The organism is Streptomyces sp. NPDC041970 (genome assembly GCF_055588985.1).
Genome location: NZ_JBVJCD010000035.1, coordinates 38541 through 57697 on the forward strand (window position 1 = coordinate 38541; position 19157 = coordinate 57697).

Sequence of the window (19157 nt, forward strand, 5' to 3'; positions counted from 1 at the left end):
CAGCACCCTGCCTTTCCGCCCGCGCGGCTCCGGCCCCCCCGTCGTCCGCTGGCCGGGGCGCCGGTTCTCGTAGCGCGTCGGGCGGCCCCAGCCGGCGACGCGCACCACGCTCGGCTGTGAGGAGATCAAGGCGTCGAGTGTCGGGCGTCGAGCGTCCGGCGTCGCGGCTGCTCGGCAGTCGGCCAGCGGTCATGAACGACCTCGACGGGTCAGGCGTCGCGCTTGATGGTCTTGCGTATCCAGTCCGCGTAGACGGGCACGTTGGCATAGAGGCCCGGCCCGGCCGAACACGCGACTCCCGGAGCGCCGGGGCCCGAGGTGGCTCCTATCAGCTCCCAGCGCCCGTGCCGGCCCTTCTGGAGTTGCGGCCCGCCGGAGTCCCCGAAGCACGCCATGGCCTCCGGTACGCGGCTGATCGTGCACAGCCGGGTCCGGCCCGCATAGCCAGGGGCGCACTCGGCGGCAGCGCCCGTGCGCGTCTTGAGCTCCTGCAACCGCTCTGCGAACTTCAGTTCGGTGTCGACCGTGGTGCCGAATCCCAGTATCCGAGTCGGAGTGCCGGGCCGCCCGGCCCGCGCCGCGATCGGGACGGGCTTCTCGGCGACAGGGCGGTCCAGGCGTACGAGCGCTATGTCGTCCTTGTTGGCGGCCTCCCCTTCCCCGTTCACGTAACCGGGGTGGACGACGACTCGTTCGATGGCCCGGACGGTTCCCCCGGACTTCCGCCGATCGCTGCCGATCCGGACCGTGCCGTCCAGTTCGAGGCCGTCGCCCCGCACGCAGTGGGCCGCCGTCAGCACCCACTGGCGATCGACCAGCGACGCCCCACAGGAACCGTCGTACAGCCCGTGCTTCGGAGCCGACTCCGGGATGGACGCCATGAACGCATAACGCTCAGTGGAATCACTGCCGTTGACGATGGCCCCGGCGCTGCCGGTCATCAGGGTGGCGCATGTCGCCAAGGCGAGGGCGCCGACGGCGACGCGCGCCGCGCGGCGGCGTACCGGCTGGGAACGGAACACTGGGGACTCCTTCACTCGTGCAAGTTGATGAGTCCAGCCTGCTCGGTCGGGTTCCACGCCGCCATACGGGTAGCGGGTGTGAGTGGGGTAGGAACAACCCCACCCCCACACGAGTGACGGCCACAGGAGCCTCCTGACTCAGAGGAGAGGCCCCGCCTCCGCCCGGTGGTGCGGTCCCGCCCCTGCTCGGCAGTCAAGCCTCACCACCGTCAGGCGGAGAAGTCCCGACTCAGCCCGGCGGTGAAGCGCCCGTGCAGCAGATTCGGTGGACGGTCCGCCTTCCCCGGCGGCCGGCAGCGAAGCCGCGACTCGGTGAGCGGCGTTGCCGGCCCGGCCTCACTCACTCAGCGGGAGGACTCAACCCGCCCCCGATGGCCAGCGGTGCACCTCCGCCCCGGCGGCCCCGGCGACGCTCCGCCTTCACTCGGCGGCCGGCTGTGAGGCGCCCGCCCCGTGTCGCGGACGCCTCGTCCGCCGAGGGGCGTGCAGCCCCGAAAAGAGGAGGCTAGGGGGGATATCCCCAGGTCCAACACCCTGGGAAAACCCCCGAAACAAGACGGTGGGTCACCCCATCGCAGTCCGTGCCGCCGCACACGAAACTCATTGCATCGGCTCGGGGAGCCGCCGCATACAAGGAGTGATCGGAATGCACGGGTACACGAAGACGACCGGACGGCGACGGTTTCTCGCGCTCACCGCCATGCTCGCCGCAGCGGCGCTGGCCACACCGGCGGCCGCCGCCGTACCGGTCGCACCCGCCGAACACTCCCGCGAGATGCGTGGGGAAGCGCACCAGGAGAAGCACGGGGAAGCGGCCGTCGTGCGCTCCCTCGACCGGTCCGCCCACCCGCTGCGATCCACCGACCCCGGCGGCCGGACCGCCGATCTGCGGGCGCTGGGCTCCATGGTCGGGAAGGCGAAGGTGGTGGGGCTGGGCGAGGCCACGCACGGATCGCACGAGTTCTTCTCCATGAAGGAACGGGTCTTCCGGTACCTCGTCGAGGAGCGCGGCTTCACCACCTTCGCCCTGGAGATGAGCTGGTCTGCGGGGCTCAGGATCGACGAGTACCTCCAGGGCGGCCCCGGCGATCCGCAGAGCATCGCGCGGGAGACGCTGGCCGGGTCCCCCTGGGAGCGCGAGGAGTTCGTCAGCCTGATCGGCTGGATGCGCGAGCACAACCTCCGACACCCTGACCGCCGGGTCCACTTCATGGGGGACGACCTCGGCGGCCCGAAGCTGGGCGACCACATCTTCGAGCGTGTGGTGACGTCCGTCCGCGAGACCCGGCCGGAGGTGCTGCCGCAGCTCACCGAGCTGTACGCCGGGTTGCGCCCCTTCGACGACATCTTCGCCTACCTGCGCAAGCCGGTGGAGGAGCGCAAGGCGAACGCCGCACGGGCTCAGGAAGCACTCGACCTGGTGGCTGGGCAGCAGGAGACCGGCGGCGACTACGCGTGGACCGTGCAGCACGCCCGGAACATCGCGCAGACCTTCGCCTTCGCCACCGTCGACCTCACCGACCCGGCCTCGGTCACCGCCGCCGAACGCCTGCGCGACCAGGCCATGGCCGACAACGTGCTGTGGTGGCAGCGCCACACCGGTCACAAGATACTGCTGTCGGCCCACAACGGGCATATCGGATACATATCCACCCACCCGGACATGTACCCCCGGACGCAGGGCGCGGTGCTCCGTGATCGTCTGGGCCGCGGCTACGCCGCGATCGGCTTCAGCTTCGCCGGCGGATCCTTCCTCACCAAGGACACATCCCTCGACGGTGACTGGAAGGCGGTCACTGTCCCGGCGGCACGCCCCGGCATGAACGAACACACCCTGGACCGCGTGGGGTACCGGGACTTCTACCTCGACCTGCGGACCGTGAACGACCCGGCCCGCGCTTGGCTCGACCGCAGTCGCCCGGTCTACGACGCCGGTTCGACCTTCACCCCCGATCCCCTGCCGACCCTCGCCCTCGGGCGGGCCTATGACGTCCTCATCCACCTCCACCGGGTCCGCGCGGCCGACAAGCTCTGAACCGAACCCGCACCTGATCCCGGCCCTGGGCACCGAGCGGAGCTCGGTGCCCAGGCCTCACGGACGCGTCCGAGCCTGCGACCGGCCGGGTCACGACGTCCTGTCTCCCCCGTCCAGGCGCGCCGGAGGCGGGGTGGCGGGCCCGGACGCCGGTGGAGTTGCCCGGCACGGTCCAGTCAGTCGGTGCCGTCTCGTCGACTCGGACTCCGCCCCGACCTCGACCTCGACTCTGATCTCGCCCCGACCCCGGCCTTGTTGACCTCAACTTCGACCTTGACTCCGACCTGGCCCCGGCCTCGCCCCGGCCTCGCCCCGGCCTCGCCCTGGCCCCGGCCTCGCCCCGACCTGGCCCCGGCCTCGACCTCGGCCCCGGCCTCGCTTCGGTCCCGCCCCAGTCCGACTCCCCCGTCCGGCCCGGCCTCGCCTCGGCCTTGACACCCGACCCCGACCCGGCCTCGTCCTGGCTCCGATCGGTCCACGCCTCGGACTGGCCCTGTTCCGCCCTGGCTCAGAACCCGGTCCCGGCCCGCTCAGCCCCCCGCCTCTCCCGCCCCGCTCAGCCCCCGCAGCGCTCGCAGCGGAGCTTGGGGAGTAGTTCCCCCGCACCTACGTCGGTGATTTCGGCAGCCCGTCCGGCCGGTCGTCTGTGCGCGGCGGCACGGCGCGGGCCCGACGCGCCTGGGGGTTTCCCCAGGGGCCGCGCCCCCGCGGCTGCTCGTCGTACGGCACACCGTGTGGGGGAAAGGCGGCCCTGTGACCCGGCGGCCGACCGCTCGTACGCACACCCTGCGGGGGAACCGGGGGCCTCGCGACCCGGTGGCCGGTCGCTCGTGCGGCGCGTTGTGCGGGCGGGCGGCTCTCCCGACACGCCGGCGGGCCGTCATGACACGCGAGCGATACGTGGCCGATAGGCGTCGCCCGCACGATGGGTCTCCCGTACCGCCCTTGCCCGCGATCAGGAGAGCGGAAGACAGTCATGAGTCACATCATTGATCCTGAATACGACAGTCATGTACGCAAGTTGATGGCATGGCACTTCGACGCAGAGACCGGATCCCCGTTCTGGTTGGGGAAGCTGGACCGGCTGGGATTCGACCCGGTGACCGAGGTGCAGGGGCTCGATGATCTGACCCGGTTCCCGGACGTCAGCTCCGAACTCCGCACCGTCCCCGCCCAGGACCTGATCCCGCGCGGGTTGGCGGACCGCCCCTTCCGGGTCTACGACTCGGGCGGTACCACCGGCTCTCCCAAGCGCATCGTGGACAGCGCCTACCGGTCGCAGGTCACCGCGTGGGCCCGTGAGCGGCTGATCGACAACGGCGTCCCCGCGGAGGGCAACTGGCTGCACCTGGGCCCCAGCGGGCCGCACGTCATCGGCTTCGACACGGCCCGCTACGCCGCGCTCGGCGGCGGCGTCTTCTACACCGTCGACCTCGACCCCCGGTGGGTGAAGCGGCTGCTGTCGCAGGGGCGCGGCGAGGAGGCCGAGGCGTACATCCAGCACCTGCTGGACCAGGCCGAGACGATCCTGGAGAGCCAGGACATCGCCGTCCTCAACACCACACCGCCCCTCCTGGAGGCCATCTGCCTCCGCCCGCGCCTCTACGAGCTGGTGCGCACCAAGGTCAGGGCGGTCATCTGGGCCGGGACCTCGATCAGCACCGAGAACCTCAAGCAGCTCAGGGAGGTCTTCTTCGCCGACGCGAGCGTGGTCGGTATCTACGGGAACAGCCTGATGGGCGTGGCCCCCCAGCGACCCGCCCAGCCCGGCGACGCCCACCCGTGCGTCTTCGAGCCGTTCCCGGAGACCACGCGCCTCCAACTCGTCGACGACAGCGGTGAGCCGGTGGCGTACGGCGAACGCGGTCGGGTCCGGCTCCAGCTCGTCTCCGAGGAGATGTTCCTGCCGAACATCCTGGAGCGGGACACCGCGATCCGCGTCGAGCCGCGCGAGGGGTCCTTCGTCGACGGCGTCGCGGACGTGCAGACCTACCGCAGCCTCGACGACGTGACCATCATCGAGGGGGTCTACTGATGAGCACGGTCGCACCCGCCGCCATCGTCCTCGACCCGGTCGTCTGCGGCCGCCGCGTCAGCAGCTCCGACCGGTCCGCCCTGCCGAGCGTGCTCGGAGGCGGCCTCGCCGACGTCGGCACCGCACCCCAACTCCTCGCCGTCGCCGCGCTGCGCGAGATCCGCGCCCACGCGGACGGCAGGCCGCCGGCCCCCGCCGTGTTCACCGAGGCGGCGCACCTCTTCGCCACCGCCGTCCTGGACGGCGAGAGCCCGCGGGAGTACGTCACGCGGGTCTGCCACTCCACGGGGCTCACCGCCACCGCCGTCGAGCAGGCCATCAGCGACCTGACCGCGGAGATGGGCTCCCTCCCGGAGACGACCCTGGCCGAGCTGCCCGCCACCGGGTTCGGGGACGGCTTCGACACCCGCTGGGTGCCGCGCGGGCGGGTCTTCGCCGCGGTGATGGCGAGCAACCACCCGGTGCCCAACGTCTCCTGGGTCCAGGCGCTGTTCCACGGCTACAGCGTGCTCGTCAAGCCCGGCAGCCGCGACCCCTTCACCCCTGCCCGGCTGCTCGCCGCGTTGACCGCCGCGGGCCTGCCGCCGGTCAAGGCCGCCTTCCTGCCCTGCTCCCGCAAGGTCGGGGAGTTGCTGCTGCGCGAGGCCGACCGGGGCATCGTCTACGGCGGTGAGAGCGCCGTCGCCACCTGGCACCAGCGGGAGTCGGTCGCCGTGCGCGGACCGGGGCGCACCAAGGCGTTCGTGGACGCCGAGCCCGACCGCGCGGTCATAGACCACCTGGCGCTCTCCGCCTCCTTCGACGGGGGCACCCGGTGCACCAACCTGTCGGCCGTCCTGACCACCGGGTCGGCCGAAGCTCTCGCGGACCGGCTCGCCGAACGGCTCGCGAAGCTGCCGACGATGCCGGCGACGGAGGACGGCGCCACGCTTCTGGTGGTGAGCCGGGAGCGTGCCGACCGGTTGCGCGCCCAGGTCGCCGAGCTGCGCCGCTCCCTCACGGACCACAGTGCGCGCGTCGGCGAGCGGGAGACGATCGTCGAGTTGGACGACGGCTCCTGCCTGCTGCGGCCCGTCGTGCTCTCCGCCGACCGGGCCGGGCACCCGGCGGTCGGCACGGAGCTGCCCTTCCCCTTCGTCGTGGTGGCCCCGTGGACGGAGGGCGACGGGGTGGAGCCGCTGCGCGACTCCCTCGTCCTCAACGTGCTCACCGACCGCGAGGACCTGGTGGAGGCCGTGATCCGGGAGCCGAGCATCCGCAAGGTGACGCGCGGGAGGGTTCTGCCCTGGACGGCGACCCCCGGGATCCCGCACGACGACAACTACACCCAGTTCCTGCTCGAACCCAAGGGCGTCGTGGCCCAGCGCTGACAGGCCCAGCGCTGACAGGCCCAGCACTGACAAGCCCGGCGCGCCCCCGGACGCCCTAGCGTGGCGCGCCCCGCGCCCCGGCGCACCTCCGGAGGCCCCGGACACCCCGGCCCGCCGGACATGGCGCACACCGCGCACCCCGGACGGGCACCCGGACACCTCGCTCGCCGTGCCCTCCCGGACACCCCGGAGGCGCCCGAGCCCTCCCGGACCCCCGCGTGCCGCCCCCGCCCCGCCCTCACCCCCGAGAACCCCACCCCGCCCTCACCCCGAGAAAGGACCCCCCTATGCCCATGAACCGGCGAGAGATGGTCATGGCCACCACCGGTGCGGCGCTCGTCGCCGCCGCGGCCGCCGTCCCCCTGACGATCGGCGACGGCGAGAAGTCCACCGAGGCCACCGCGCCCACCGCGCCCGCCGAGGCCGCGGGCCAGGACCACACCGAGCGCTACCGCGGCCGCACCATCCGGGTCGCCGCCGCGGCTGCGGGCGGCGGCGTCTTCATCGACGACCAGCCCCTGCACCTCATGAAGTTCGCGGACGACGCCTACCTCAGCTCCATGTGCCACTACGAGATGGCGCCCAGCCCGCTGCACGCCGCCCGACGCGCCGTGGACGAGCTGCGCGGCGCCGCCCTCCAGCCGTCCACGCACGGTTCGCACGTCACCCACATCTGATCCCGGCCCCGGAGCGAAGGAACCCCAGCGATGGTCCACGTACGCAAGAACCACCTCGCCATGACGGCCGAGGAGAAGCGCCGCTTCGTCCACGCCGTCCTCGAGATCAAGAGGCGCGGGATCTACGACCAGTTCGTCAAGCTCCACATACGGGTCAACTCCATGGACTACCTGGACAAGGAGACCGGCAAGCGCCTCGGGCACGTCAATCCGGGCTTCCTGCCCTGGCACCGGCAGTACCTGCTGAAGTTCGAGCAGGCGCTCCAGAAGGTCGACCCGCGGGTGACCCTGCCGTACTGGGACTGGACCACCGACCACGGCGAGCAGTCGCCGCTGTGGTCCGAGGACTTCATGGGCGGCAACGGCCGGCCCGGCGACCGCCGCGTGATGACCGGGCCGTTCGCCCGCGACAACGGCTGGAAGCTGAACGTCAGCGTGATCCCGGAGGGCCCCGAGGACCCCGCGCTGAACGGCAACTACACCCATGACGACCGGGACTACCTGGTCCGGGACTTCGGCACCCTCACGCCGAACCTGCCGACGCCGCAGGAGCTGGAGGAGACCCTGGCGCTCCCGGTGTACGACTGCCCGCCCTGGAACCACACCTCGGGCGGCACGCCCCCCTACGAGAGCTTCCGCAACCACCTGGAGGGCTACACCAAGTTCGCCTGGGAGCCCCGGCTGGGCAAGCTGCACGGCGCGGCCCACGTCTGGACCGGCGGTCACATGATGTACATCGGTTCGCCCAACGACCCGGTGTTCTTCCTCAACCACTGCATGATCGACCGGTGCTGGGCCCTGTGGCAGGAGCGCCACCCCGACGTGCCGCACTACCTGCCCACCGTCCCGACCCAGGACGTCCCCGACATCAACACCCCGCTCGGGCCCTGGCACACCAAGACCCCGGCGGACCTGCTCGACCACACCCAGTTCTACACCTACGACCAGTAGTCCTCGGCGGGACGGTGCCGGGCAGCGCGGACGCGTTGCCCGGCACCGCTGCGTTGTGCGCACGCCACCGCCTCGGCGGTGCCGCGCGTCCGGCGCCGCGTCCGAGGCGGGAGGGAACCCCGTGTACGCAGTACTCGCTCTGTGCTGGCTCGTCGTCTTCTTCGACGGGCTCGACGTCACGATCTACGGCGCCGTCATGCCGTACATGCTCGACGACCCGGCCTTCGGGTTCGACGCCTCGGCGGCGGGCCGGATCGGCAGTTGGACCACCTTCGGCATGTTGATCGGCGCCCTGACCGCGGGCAACGTCACCGACTGGATCGGCCGGCGCCCCGTCCTGGTCTGGTGCGTCCTGCTGTTCTCCGCCGGGTCCGGGGTCTGCGCCCTGGCCGGGGACCCCGCGCAGTTCGGCGCGGGACGCTTCCTGGCGGGCCTGGGGCTCGGCGGGCTCATGCCGATCTGTCTGACCGTCGTGGCGGAGTTCTCCCCGCCGCGCCAGATGGCCCTGGCCACCGGCATCCTCATGACCGCCTACCACGCCGGGGGCATGGCGGCGACGGGGCTGGGCCTCGCGCTCGCCCCCGACCACGGGTGGCGGTGGCCCTTCGCGGCGGGCGTGCTGCCCGCGCTCGTCGCCGTACCGCTGCTCCTGCGCCACCTGCCGGAGGCGCCGGGCGTGCTGTACGCGCGGGGGCGGTTCGAGGAGGCCCGTACGACGGCGGAGCGGTACGGTCTGCCGGCGCCGTCCGCCGAGGACGCCCCCGCGGCCGGGGCGGCCGGCCGGCTGCGGGCGGTGCGGGACCTCGTCGCGCCGGGCCGCCGCCTGGCGACGCCGCTGCTGTGGGCGGCGTCCTTCTGCGGGCTGCTCCTGGTGTACGGGATCTCGACCTGGCTGCCGCAGTTGATGCGCTCCGCCGGGTACGGCCTGTCCACCTCGGTCAGCCTCCTCATGGTGATCAACGCGGGCGGCATCGTCGGCATGTTGGTCGCCGGCAGGGTCGCCGACCGGTTCGGCGCGGTCCGGGTCGCGACCTGCTGGTTCCTGCTGACCGCGGGGGGCCTCGCGCTGCTCGCCACCGGGCCCTCCCTGGCCGTCACCTACGGGGTCGTCGCCTTCACGGGCATCTGGCTGTTCAGCGCCAGCACCATGGTCTACGCGGTCGCGGGCCGCTTCTACCCGGCCGCGGACCGCGCCGCCGGGATCGGCTGGGTCACCGGGGTGGGCCGGCTCGGCGCCGTCGTCAGCCCGTGGCTGGGCGGGGTGCTGGTCAGCCGGGGGCTGGACAGCGGCGGGTTCCTGGTCTTCGCCCTCGGGGCCGTGGCCGGGGCCGTCGCGGTGGTCCTGGTGCCGGCCGTCGCGGCGAACCGGCGGCACGACGACGGCCGCGCCGCCGGGGAGGACCCGAGCGGCGCGGCCGGTGCGGGCGCGAAGCCCGCCGGTCGGTCCTACTTCTCCAGGCAGAACTCGTCGATCGGGTAGCCGACGTGGCGGTCCTCGACGGGCAGGTAGCCGAGGACCGTGTCGCCCGGCTTCAGCTCCGTGCTGTTGAGGACCACGCCGCCGGGGCCGAGGACCCGGACGTGCCAGTCGTCCTGGAGGATCAGGTTGACGCGGCGCCCGTCCGGGGCCTCGGCGTCGATGGAGATCAGCGGCCGGGTCTCGATCTTCACCCGGCCCACGGTCACCAGCCGGGTGCGGCCCTTGATGTCGACGGCGGTGAGCTTGCTGCCCGTCTTCAGCTCGCTGAGGTAGTTGGTGCGCTCGTCCTTGCCCAGCGTGTACGAGTGGATGGCGCCGGCGTTGACCCGGAACGGCCGGGTGGGCATGTACGGCAGCGGGTGGGTCTCGCTGACGCACAGGATCATGCCCTTGGAGTGCGAGCCGACCAGGATGCCCTCGTCCTCGCCGAAGTGGGTGGTGGTGTCCACGCAGGCCCGCTCGCCCATGCCGATGTGGCTGGTCTCGATGACGCGCAGCTCGGTGAGGTCGAGGTCGGGGATGCCGGCCTCGGCGATCCGCTTCAGCTCGGCGGTGTCCCCGACGCGCTTGGGGGCCATCATCACGCCGTCCGAGCCGTGCTCCAGCACCCCGAAGAGGATCTCCGCCTCCTCCAGGTCCTGCGCGATGGTCACCATCGAGCCGGTGGCCCGCGCGGCGGCGGCGATCACGATCTCCAGCGGGATCTTGGTCGGGTCGCGGAAGAGCAGCACGGACCACTTCTCGGTCCGCGAGGACTCGCAGGCGTCCTCCAGGGTGGGCGCGTCGATGATCTCGACGAACCGCCCGAACTCGATCTCCGGGTGCTTCAGGCTCAGCTCGGCGGTCGTCACGCCGTGCTTCTCCGGGTCGACGATGACGACCTTCGCGTCACCGAACTCGCCCGGCAGCGGCTTGCCCTGGAGCAGCAGCACCTTGGTGACGGTGGGCGGCAGGTCCGCCAGGTCGGCCGGGTCGTCCGCGACCAGCGCGTCCACCCGGTGGTGCAGGGCCTCCTGGACGATGGCGGCACGGGCCTCGCCCAGGTTGCGGACGTCGAGCCAGGTCAGTTTCGCAGACATGGAAGAACTCCTCAGAAGCGTGGGAACGGGCAGCGCGGAACCGGGCGGACCGCGGCAGAGGGGAGATCAGGCAGCGCTGGGGGCCGCGCCGGCCGGGACCGGCGGCGCGTACCTCTCGCTGTGGTGGATGAGGGCGGCGAGCTTGTCCGCCATCGCTCCGGGGTCGGTGGCCTGGAAGACGTTGCGGCCCATGGCGACGCCGGCGGCGCCGCCGCGCAGGGCGTCGTCGACGTAGGCCAGGATCCGGCCCTCGTCGCTGTCGCGCGGCCCGCCGACCACGACGACCGGCACCGGCGAGGACGCGGTGATCTCGGCCATCTCCGCCACCGAACCGACGTACAGGGTCTTGACGAGGTCGGCGCCGAGGTCGACGGCCACCTGCACGGCGTGGGCGACGAGCGCCGGGTCGCGCGGGTCGGCGATCTTGGGGCCGCGGGGGTACATCATCGCCAGCAGCGGCACGTTCCAGCGGTCGCACGCCTCGGCGACCGCCGCCATGTCCGCGATCTGGTGGCGCTCCTCGTCGGAGCCGAGGTTGACGTGGACGCTGACCGCGTCCGCGCCCATCCGCAGGCTCTCCTCGACGCTGGAGACCAGGTACTTGGCGTTCGGGTCGGGGGCGTGGATCGTGCTGGCGCTCAGGTGCACGATCAGCGAGGTCCGGGTGAACCACTCCGGGTTCACATGGCGCAGCGACCCCTTGTGCAGGACGATCCCGTCGACGTGGTGCGAGGCCAGCTCGTGGACGAGGGAGTCGAGGTGGTGGGCGCGGGACAGCGGCCCGTCGGTGATCGAGTGGTCGAGCGGGACGATGAAGAGGCGGTCGGGGGCGTGGTGGTGGAGCCGTTGGAGGCGCAGGCTCCTGCCGAAGGGCGCGTTGGGCACCATGAGTGCTCCTGTCGGGTGGTGACGGGCGCCGTCCGCCGGGGCGGCGGCACCGGGGTGAGGGTGTGTGCGGGGGGAGGGCGGCGTCAGGAGTGGGGGGAGACGCCGGGGGTCATCGCGTCCGCCTCGGTGTCGAGGCCGAACTCGCTGTGCAGGAGGCCCACCGCGCGGACCGCCTCGGCGCGGGGCACGGTGACCGAGACCCGCAGTTGGGACGCGGACAGCGATCGGGCGTCGATTCCCGAGCCGACGAGCGAGGCGAGCATCCGGGACGCGTACTGGGGTCGGCTGAGCAGCCCCTGGCCGACGATCGAGACCTTGGCGACCTTGTCCTCGACCTCGACCCCGCCCCGCCCCGCGGAGGTGATGTCGTGGAAGGACCGGCTGACGTCCGCCACGTGCGAGCGGTGGACCGTGAGCCCGATCGAGTAGCCGCCGCCCGGTGCGGGCGAGACCGTGGTCATGTCGGCGGGGATGGACTCCCGCGCCAGGAACTGGAAGACGGCGGGGGAGGGGTCCGGGGTGTCGTGGGTGCGCAGGGTGACACGGGCGATGTCGGCGTCGTGCACGACGGCGATCACCGGTGTCCTGTCCTCAAGCATGTCGCTTCCGTCTCGTCGATGGATACGGGTGCCCGTCTCGGTGGACGTCGATCGGCCCACGAGGATGTCGACGTCGTAGAGCGCGGCGAGTTCGACGGCCCGCGAGTGCATGACGCGGGCCCCGGCGAACGCCATCTCGGTCATGACGTCGATGTCGATGTCGGGCATGAGCCGGGCGGCGGGGACGACCCGCGGGTCGGCCGTGAACACGCCCGGCACGTCGCTGTAGATCTCGCAGTGCCCGGCCCGCAGTTCGGCCGCGATCGCGACGGCCGTCGTGTCCGAGCCGCCGCGGCCGAGCGTGATGATGTCGCCCTCGGCGGTGACGCCCTGGAATCCGGCGACCACCACGGTCCGCCCGGCGTCCAGGAGGCCGCGCAGGTGCTCCGTGTCGATCGCGACGATGATCCCCGCGCCGTGCGGGCCGGTGGCGAGGATGCCGCTCCGTGCCCCGGAGAGGGCGGTGGCGGCCAGGCCGTCGCGTTGGAGGGCCATCGCCATCAGCGCCGCGGACGCGGTCTCACCGGTGGCGAGGAGCTGGTCGAGTTCGTGGCCGGCCGGGCGGGGGTTGACCGCGTCGGCCCGGCCGATCAACTCGTCGGTCGTGTCGCCCTGTGCGGAGACCACCACGACCACGCGCCGCCCGGAGCGGACGAGCGCGCCGACCCGGTCGGCGACCTGACGTACCTGGGACATGGTGGCGAGCGAACTGCCGCCGAACTTCTGGACCACCACGTCGCCCGTGGGACCGCTGCCTTGCGTAGACACGCGCTGCTTCCCCCCGCTTCGTCGGGCCCGGCTTTCCGAGCGCTGCGACGAGCTTCCAGCAGGCCGATATCGACCCCGTGTCCCTGGTGCACCGGAAGGCTATTGACGGCGTATCGAGTGTCCGGCGAGGTGTCACGTGCCTGGTGGGGGCCCTTCGCGGCCCTCGAAGGAGGCGGGGGAGACCGAAGAGGAACGGCGGGGACCCCGTGCACCGACGGGGTGGGGACGGCGGCGCGGAGGGAGGGTCCGGGCGGTGGACGAGGCCGTACGGAGAGACGGTCCGGGCGGGAGAGGAGGCCGTACGGAGGGACGGTCCGGCTGGGGGAGGAGTGCGTACGGGGAGAGGGGTCCGGGCGGAGGGAGAGCACTGGGGGCGTCTCGCGGAGGGAAAGCGCTGGGGGCGTCTCGCCACCGCCCCGTGGGTATCGACTTCCCGGACCCGTCCCATCCATTCCCGCCGTGCGTCCCCTCCCCGACGGGTCCGTGAGGAGCGAACCATGCGTACCCCGTCCCGCCGCGACCGCCGCCCGATACGCCCCCGCCGTGCGGCCTCCCGCACCGGCGCGGTCCTCGCCGCCGCCGCCCTGCTCGTCCTGATCCCCGCCTCCGCGGCCCACGCCGATCCGCCGCGCAACCTCCCCCAGAACGCGGGCGGTTACGAGCTCGCGTTCTCCCCCGTCTTCGACTACGACGGCGACGGCTGCTACGCCACCCCCGCCATCGGCCCGGACGGCGCCCTGGCGACGGGGCTGAGGACGACCGGAGCGATCAACGGAAGCTGCCGCGACCGCCACGACCTGGACAACTCCCAGACGTACGCCCGATCGCACTGCGACAGCGGTTGGTGCGCCATCGTGTACGCCGCCTACTTCGAGAAGGACCAGGCCGTCCACGGCAGCGGACTCGGCGGCCACCGGCACGACTTCGAGCACGTGATCTCGTGGGTGGACCAACGCGCCGGCCGGGTGGAGTACGTGTCGACCACCCAGCACAGCACGGTCAGGACCTACCCCCGCTCCCAGGTCCGGTTCGACGGCGACCACCCCAAGGCCGTGTACCACAAGGACGGCCCCAGCACGCACTTCTTCCGCCTCGCCAACGACCGTGACGAACCGCCGGAGAACCACTACGGCGACTGGCGCCGCCCCCCGATCGTCGACTGGAACGGCTTCCCCAGCACGGAGTTGCGCGACCGCCTCATGAACGCCGACTTCGGAGCCGCGACCATCAAGGTCACCGACAAGGACGACCGCTTCCGCACCCTGCTGAGCAACGCCAAGCCCGCGGGCATCCCCTTCAACCCCAGGTCGTGACAGGGCGGACGGCGACCGGACGATCGACGGAGGCAGGGGGTCGGCAGGTCAGCCCAGGGTGAGCTGGAAGTGGGCCGCTTCCCGGTGGTCGGCCCCCGCAGGGGCGACCTCCACGGTGACCGGGACCCCTTTCCGGGTCGGCTTGACGCGGACCGGGACGACGCGCTTCTCGCCCGCGGGGAGCGGCGGCAGGAGGGCGTCGGCCGACCTCTCCTGCTCCAGCCAGGCGACGTCGTAGCCGTTGGCGTAGTCGTCCAAAGACGTGCCGGGTCGGACGACGAGCGGCGCGGAGCCATAGTTCGAGACGCTTTCCCCGGACGCGTCGCCGCCCAGGCGCAATTCCTCGTCGGTGCCGTTCGTGTAGGTGACGGTGAGACGGTAGGCGCCGCCGTCGTCGGGCCGGGCGTGGCTGACCGTGACCCACAGCCCGTCCTCGTACCGTGCCGTCATGCCCGGCCCCAGCGGATCGGCCCCGCTGCCCGAGGGGCCGGGCTGCTCCAACTGCCCGTCCCCGTCGAGCCCCTTCTCGAACTCGGTCACCGCCGTCGCCCCCAGGGCGATCAGCACGACGAACGCGAGCACCGCGAACGCGCAACCGTAGAACCAGCGCGAGCCGGTGGTGGGCGAGGTGTCTGCCGGGGTCGTCTCCTGGGTCATGAGCGCCACCCTAGGAAGCGCCCGGCACGCGCTCGTGAGCGCCGGTACTCAAGGAGAGGCTGAGTACGGCCGCACCGCCCGCGCCCGCGCCCCGCTCGGAGAGGAGACGGAGACGGAGACACGACGCACGCCACCGGTCGGCCCCCGACTCGCGGACGACAGGGAGGAGGGGCGCCCCCTCCGCGATGACGGCGTACGGGAAGGGGCTCGGGGGTCGCCGGCGGACGAGGCGGCCGGGGAGGCCGCCGTGCGGTCCGCGGTGACGCGGGCGCTCGCCTCGCCGTGCGAGGCGCCGGTCATCGCCCGGAGCCGGCGGCTGCCGCCGGACCCGCCGCTGCGCTGACAGACTGGTCCCATGTCCTCAGTCCCTCCCCGCCGCCTGTCGCTCCAGCAGATCATCGAGGAGCAGCGCCGTGCCGCCTTCGTCGGCCGCGAAGCCGAACTCGCCCTGTTCCGACGGAACTTCCACCTGCCTCCGGAGGATCCCCGGCATCGGTTCGTCTTCCACGTGCGGGGCAACGCGGGCGTGGGCAAGACCTCGCTCGTACGTGAATGGCGGCAGGCGGCAAGGGAGTTCGGGGCGCTGACCGCCTCCGTCGACGAGAGCACGGACGCCGTGCCGGACGTACTCGGCGCGGTGGCGGCGCAGTTCGCCGAGCAGGGGCGCCCGCTGAAGGCGCTGGACCGGCTGCTCGCCACGTACCGGCGCACCCTCCACGAGGCGGCGGGCCGGCTCGCGGCGGACAGCGATGCGGCGGCCGGGACCCCCTCGCCCGGAGCGCTCGCCGCCGCCCAGGCCGGGCTGGTCGCGGCGGGGGCGATACCGGTCGTCGGAGCGCTGGCCGGGGGCATCGACCCGGCGGTCGTGGCGCGGGGCGCGGGCGGGCTGCGGGCGGTGTTCGGGGGGCGCGCGCGGCAGGAGGAGGAAGCCCGGCTGCTGGCGGAACCGGTGGCGGCCCTGACCCCGGTGTTCGTCGCGGAGATCGCGCGGGTCGCGGACACCGTGCCCTGGGTCGTCCTCTTCCTGGACACCTACGAACGCACCGCTCCCCAACTGGACCCCTGGCTCGCGGACCTGCTGACGCCGGGGCGGTACGGGGCGCTGCCCGCCAACCTCGTCGTGACCCTGGCCGGCCAGCGCCGCCTGGACCCCGTGCGCTGGGGCGACCGCGGCCGCCTGGTGGCCGACGTACCGCTGGGCCCGTTCACGGAGGAGGAGGCGCGCCGGCTGCTGACCGTACGCGGGGTGGTGGAGGAGCCCGAGGTACGGGAGGTGCTGCGGCTCTCCGGCGGGCTGCCCGTCCTCGTCTCCACCCTCGCCGCGAACCCCGGCGCGGCCGGCGAGGCCAACGCCACCGCCGTCGAACGCTTCCTGGCGGGCGAGAGCGACCCTGCCCGCCGGGCGGCGGCCCTCGCCTGCGCCCTGCCCCGGCGGTTCGACGAGGACCTGGTGGCCGTGGCCGCGCCGCACCCCGTACCGGGGCTCTACGACTGGCTGCACGAGCTGCCGTTCGTCGCCGAGCCCCACACGGGCCGCTCCCGCTACCACGCGGTCGTCCGGGCCCCCATGCTCCGCCTCCAGCGCACCGGTTCCCCGCAGCGGTGGACCGAGACCCACGACCGGTTGGCCGCGGCCTTCGCGGCCCGCCGGGACGCGGCGGCCGAGGGGATCGCCCCGGAACGCCTCTGGGCCGACGAGACGTGGTGCCGGGCGGCCCTGGACGTGCTGTACCACCGGCTCTGCGCCCGCCCCCGCACCGCGCTGCCCGAGGCGCTGCGCGCCGGGATCGACGTCTGCGGGCAGCACCCGCCCGTCGCCCGCCACTGGGCCCGGACCCTCGCGGAGGCGGGCGAGGACGCCGACAGCGCCGCCCTGCGCGACTGGGGCCGGGACCTGCTCACCGCCCTCACCGACCACGGCCCCCGCCCCACCGCCGCCCTCGGACTCCTGCTGACCCGCGCCGAGCTGGACGACCGGGCCAGGGCGGACGCCCTCGTGGCGCGGGCCTGGGACCGCTTCCGGGACCGGGACTTCGACGCGGCGCTCGCCGACCACGGGCGGGCCGTCGCGGTGGACCCGCGCAACGAACGCGCCTACCAGGGGCGGGCGGTGGTCCTGCGGGCGCTCGGCCGGTACGAGGACGCCCTCGCGGACCTGGACCGGGCCGAGGAGCTCGCCCCGACCTGGGCGTGGGCGGTGCGCGAGCGGGGCGAGACGTACCGCAGGATGGGGCGGTTGGAGGAGGCGCTGACCGTGCTGGACCGCGCCCACGCCCTGGACCCGTCCGACGCGGTGCCCCTCGGCAGCCGGGGCCTGGTCCACCACGTCCTCGGCCGGCACGAGGAGGCGCTCGACGACTTCGACCGGGCGATCGCCCTGTGGCCGGAGTACGCCTGGGCGCTGGTCCGCCGCGCCCGTGTCCGTACCGTCCTGGGCGACCCGGTGGGCGCGCTCGCGGACCTGGACCGGGCCGAGGAGCTGACGCCGGGCCTGGCCGGGACGGAGGGGGAGCGCGGCGAGGTGTACCGGGCGACGGGCCGGTACGAGGAGGCCGTCGCCTGCTACGACCGGGCCATCGCCCTGGACCCCGCGTACGCCTGGGCGCACGGCAGCAGGGCCCTGGCCCGCGAGGCGCTCGGCCAACGCGCCCAGGCGCTCGCGGACCTGGACCGGGCCCTGGCGCTCGACCCGGACTACGCCTGGGCCCGCGCCCAGCGGGAACGTCTGGGCGCGGGCGGGGCCGCCGGTCCTCCGGCGCAGGAGTGACGGACGGGCCCGCGCGGACCGGGGCCCGTACCGCGTCGCGCCGGTCCTCGCGCGGGCCCGCGCCCGCGCGCGGGCCGGTATCTGTGGTCCTGGAGCGCGCCGGACGACGTCCCCGCCCCTGCCGTCCGCCGCTTCCCACCGGTCAAAAACGACGCGCGGGACGTCCGTCGACATACCCGTACGTACCTCGATCGCCCCTCTGCCGACCGTGTCCGTTCGCATACAGTGCTTGCGCGGTCGCCCGAGCCACAGGGCCGCGCGGGCGCACGCGGCGCCGGGGAGCACGGGTCGGGAGCAGGTGGGGAAGGGGACGGGGTGAGCACAGGCGCCACGGCTGTCTGGGGCCGGACCGAACAGCAGGACTTCCGCAGCCGGGTGCGCGGCGCGCTGCTCGGCGGGGCCGTCGGGGACGCGCTCGGGGCGGGGGTCAGCGGGCTCGCGCTGGAGGAGATACGCGCGGCCCACGGCGCCGAGGGGGTCGTCGACTACGTCGCCGCGCACGGCAGACGCGGGGCCGTCACCGCGCTCACCCAGCTCACCCTGTTCACCGTCGACGGGCTGATCCGCGCCCAGGTCCGCCGCGACACCGGGGCCTGGCACCCGCCCACCGACGTGCACCGGGCCCACCTGCGCTGGGCCGCCACCCAGAACGCCTGGGGACCCGACGAGCGGCGCGAGGACAACGGCTGGCTGGCCGCCGAGGAATGGCTCTACACCCGCCGCGCTCCCAGCCGGGAATGCCTGGGCGGCTTCGGCGACACCGTCATGGGCACCCTGGACCAGCCCAAGAACCCCACCGCGCGCGACGCGGGCGCGCTCACCCGGTCCGCGCCGTTCGGCCTGCTCGTCGGCTGGGAGCCGCGGCTCGTCCTGCAGTTGGCCGTCGAGTGCGCCGCCCAGTCCCACGGGCACCCCGCCGCCCGGCTGTCCGCCGGAGCCTTCGCCGTACTGGTGCACGGGCTGGCGCGCGGGGAGAGCCTGGACGGCGCGGTGCAGAACGCGAAGGCGCTGCTGGCCGAGTGGCCCGGCCACGAACCGGTGACCGAGGCGCTGCAGCACGCCCTCGGCACCGTGCGGCGGGGCATCCCCGGTCCGGCCCTGATCGAGGCGCTGGGAGCGAGCGACGCCGCCGAGGAGGTGCTGGCCGTCGCCGTGTACTGCGCGCTGGTCAGCGAGGACGTCCGGCACGGGCTGCGGCTCGCGGTGAACCACAGCGGCCCCTCCCGCGCCACGGGGGCCGTCTGCGGGGCGCTGCTCGGCGTGCAGCACGGCGAGACGGCGCTGCCGCCGGCCTGGCTCGCGGAGTTGGAGGGGCGGGCCACCCTCCTGCAACTGGCGGACGACTTCGCGATGGAGATGACCCAGGGTCCCGCCCTGCACAGCGCGGACACCACCGCTCCGGGCTGGCTGGCCCGCTACCCGCGCGTCTGAGGGGTCCGGACACGCCCGTACGGGAGTCGTGCCGGCCGGAGGGGCCGCTCCCCGCGCCTCAGGGACGCCGGGGCGAGGCGGCCCG

General features: G+C 73.5%; 15 protein-coding genes. 10 read left to right on the plus strand and 5 right to left on the minus strand.

The genetic code is table 11. From position 1 onward, the window contains the following. Nucleotides 1-209: 209 nt before the first annotated feature. Entirely contained in the window at nucleotides 210-1022 is an 813-nt protein-coding gene (locus ACZ6EJ_RS18300; RefSeq protein WP_469268249.1) for a S1 family peptidase, read from the minus strand. A 646-nt stretch (nucleotides 1023-1668) separates the two neighbouring features. Here ACZ6EJ_RS18300 and ACZ6EJ_RS18305 point away from each other — a divergent pair. The 6 genes from ACZ6EJ_RS18305 (at nucleotide 1669) to ACZ6EJ_RS18330 (ending at nucleotide 9570) form a co-directional block, all read left to right on the plus strand. Beyond that, entirely contained in the window at nucleotides 1669-3057 is a 1389-nt protein-coding gene (locus ACZ6EJ_RS18305; RefSeq protein ID WP_469268251.1) for an erythromycin esterase family protein, read from the plus strand. A 976-nt stretch (nucleotides 3058-4033) separates the two neighbouring features. Next, the gene (locus tag ACZ6EJ_RS18310; protein ID WP_469268252.1) at nucleotides 4034-5092 is read left to right on the plus strand and encodes a phenazine biosynthesis protein; all 1059 of its coding nucleotides are present in this window, start codon (nucleotides 4034-4036) and stop codon (nucleotides 5090-5092) included. Next, on the plus strand, nucleotides 5092-6462 hold the full coding sequence (locus ACZ6EJ_RS18315) for an aldehyde dehydrogenase family protein (protein ID WP_469268253.1): 1371 nt from the start codon (nucleotides 5092-5094) through the stop codon (nucleotides 6460-6462). The genes ACZ6EJ_RS18310 and ACZ6EJ_RS18315 overlap by 1 nt, the downstream gene beginning before the upstream one ends. Nucleotides 6463-6755: 293 nt before the next feature. Further along, complete coding sequence (locus ACZ6EJ_RS18320; protein ID WP_469268254.1) at nucleotides 6756-7139, plus strand: tyrosinase family oxidase copper chaperone; 384 nt, start codon at nucleotides 6756-6758, stop codon at nucleotides 7137-7139. A 30-nt stretch (nucleotides 7140-7169) separates the two neighbouring features. Further along, complete coding sequence (gene griF / locus ACZ6EJ_RS18325) at nucleotides 7170-8090, plus strand: grixazone synthase (protein WP_469268255.1); 921 nt, start codon at nucleotides 7170-7172, stop codon at nucleotides 8088-8090. A gap of 121 nt (nucleotides 8091-8211) precedes the next feature. Then, nucleotides 8212-9570, plus strand: coding sequence for an MFS transporter (locus ACZ6EJ_RS18330; RefSeq protein WP_469268257.1), 1359 nt, complete (start codon nucleotides 8212-8214; stop codon nucleotides 9568-9570). Here the strand turns inward: ACZ6EJ_RS18330 and griH are convergent. From griH to ACZ6EJ_RS18345, 3 genes are all read right to left on the minus strand, one after another. Continuing rightward, nucleotides 9537-10649: a 3-amino-4-hydroxybenzoic acid synthase gene (gene griH, locus ACZ6EJ_RS18335; protein ID WP_469268258.1), complete on the minus strand. Its 1113-nt coding sequence runs from the start codon at nucleotides 10647-10649 to the stop codon at nucleotides 9537-9539. The genes ACZ6EJ_RS18330 and griH overlap by 34 nt on opposite strands. Before the next feature lie 66 nt (nucleotides 10650-10715). Then, complete coding sequence (gene griI, locus ACZ6EJ_RS18340; protein WP_469268259.1) at nucleotides 10716-11537, minus strand: 2-amino-4,5-dihydroxy-6-oxo-7-(phosphonooxy)heptanoate synthase; 822 nt, start codon at nucleotides 11535-11537, stop codon at nucleotides 10716-10718. An 83-nt stretch (nucleotides 11538-11620) separates the two neighbouring features. Continuing rightward, nucleotides 11621-12904 (minus strand): aspartate kinase, encoded by a 1284-nt coding sequence (locus tag ACZ6EJ_RS18345; protein ID WP_469268260.1) that lies wholly within the window; start codon nucleotides 12902-12904, stop codon nucleotides 11621-11623. Nucleotides 12905-13401: 497 nt separating this feature from the next. Here ACZ6EJ_RS18345 and ACZ6EJ_RS18350 point away from each other — a divergent pair, with 497 nt between their 5' ends. After that, complete coding sequence (locus ACZ6EJ_RS18350) at nucleotides 13402-14217, plus strand: NPP1 family protein (RefSeq protein ID WP_469268262.1); 816 nt, start codon at nucleotides 13402-13404, stop codon at nucleotides 14215-14217. A 48-nt stretch (nucleotides 14218-14265) separates the two neighbouring features. On the opposite strand, the gene ACZ6EJ_RS18355 is transcribed toward ACZ6EJ_RS18350, so the two are convergent. Beyond that, on the minus strand, nucleotides 14266-14874 hold the full coding sequence (locus tag ACZ6EJ_RS18355; RefSeq protein ID WP_469268263.1) for a hypothetical protein: 609 nt from the start codon (nucleotides 14872-14874) through the stop codon (nucleotides 14266-14268). Between ACZ6EJ_RS18355 and ACZ6EJ_RS18360 the strand changes: the two genes are divergently transcribed. The 3 genes from ACZ6EJ_RS18360 to ACZ6EJ_RS18370 all read left to right on the plus strand — a co-directional run bounded on the left by ACZ6EJ_RS18360 (nucleotide 14873) and on the right by ACZ6EJ_RS18370 (nucleotide 19072). Continuing rightward, nucleotides 14873-15217, plus strand: a complete 345-nt coding sequence (locus ACZ6EJ_RS18360) for a hypothetical protein (protein WP_469268264.1) — start codon at nucleotides 14873-14875, stop codon at nucleotides 15215-15217. The two genes, ACZ6EJ_RS18355 and ACZ6EJ_RS18360, sit on opposite strands and share 2 nt — an antisense overlap. 12 nt (nucleotides 15218-15229) lie before the next feature. Beyond that, nucleotides 15230-17641 carry a tetratricopeptide repeat protein gene (locus ACZ6EJ_RS18365; RefSeq protein WP_469268266.1) on the plus strand — a complete coding sequence of 804 codons (2412 nt, stop codon included), beginning with the start codon at nucleotides 15230-15232 and terminating at the stop codon, nucleotides 17639-17641. A 315-nt stretch (nucleotides 17642-17956) separates the two neighbouring features. Continuing rightward, on the plus strand, nucleotides 17957-19072 hold the full coding sequence (locus ACZ6EJ_RS18370) for an ADP-ribosylglycohydrolase family protein (RefSeq protein ID WP_469268268.1): 1116 nt from the start codon (nucleotides 17957-17959) through the stop codon (nucleotides 19070-19072). Nucleotides 19073-19157 lie beyond the last annotated feature (85 nt).

Excerpts from the sequence above, each read along its gene's own strand:
- ACZ6EJ_RS18305 (WP_469268251.1), top strand. The coding sequence starts at position 1,669 with ATGCACGGGTACACGAAGACGACCGGACGGCGACGGTTTCTCGCGCTC.
- ACZ6EJ_RS18310 (WP_469268252.1), top strand. The coding sequence starts at position 4,034 with ATGAGTCACATCATTGATCCTGAATACGACAGTCATGTACGCAAGTTG.
- ACZ6EJ_RS18315 (WP_469268253.1), top strand. The coding sequence starts at position 5,092 with ATGAGCACGGTCGCACCCGCCGCCATCGTCCTCGACCCGGTCGTCTGC.
- ACZ6EJ_RS18320 (WP_469268254.1), top strand. The coding sequence starts at position 6,756 with ATGAACCGGCGAGAGATGGTCATGGCCACCACCGGTGCGGCGCTCGTC.
- griF (WP_469268255.1), top strand. The coding sequence starts at position 7,170 with ATGGTCCACGTACGCAAGAACCACCTCGCCATGACGGCCGAGGAGAAG.
- griH (WP_469268258.1), bottom strand. The coding sequence starts at position 10,649 with ATGTCTGCGAAACTGACCTGGCTCGACGTCCGCAACCTGGGCGAGGCC.
- griI (WP_469268259.1), bottom strand. The coding sequence starts at position 11,537 with ATGGTGCCCAACGCGCCCTTCGGCAGGAGCCTGCGCCTCCAACGGCTC.
- ACZ6EJ_RS18350 (WP_469268262.1), top strand. The coding sequence starts at position 13,402 with ATGCGTACCCCGTCCCGCCGCGACCGCCGCCCGATACGCCCCCGCCGT.
- ACZ6EJ_RS18360 (WP_469268264.1), top strand. The coding sequence starts at position 14,873 with ATGAGCGCCACCCTAGGAAGCGCCCGGCACGCGCTCGTGAGCGCCGGT.
- ACZ6EJ_RS18355 (WP_469268263.1), bottom strand. The coding sequence starts at position 14,874 with ATGACCCAGGAGACGACCCCGGCAGACACCTCGCCCACCACCGGCTCG.
- ACZ6EJ_RS18365 (WP_469268266.1), top strand. The coding sequence starts at position 15,230 with ATGTCCTCAGTCCCTCCCCGCCGCCTGTCGCTCCAGCAGATCATCGAG.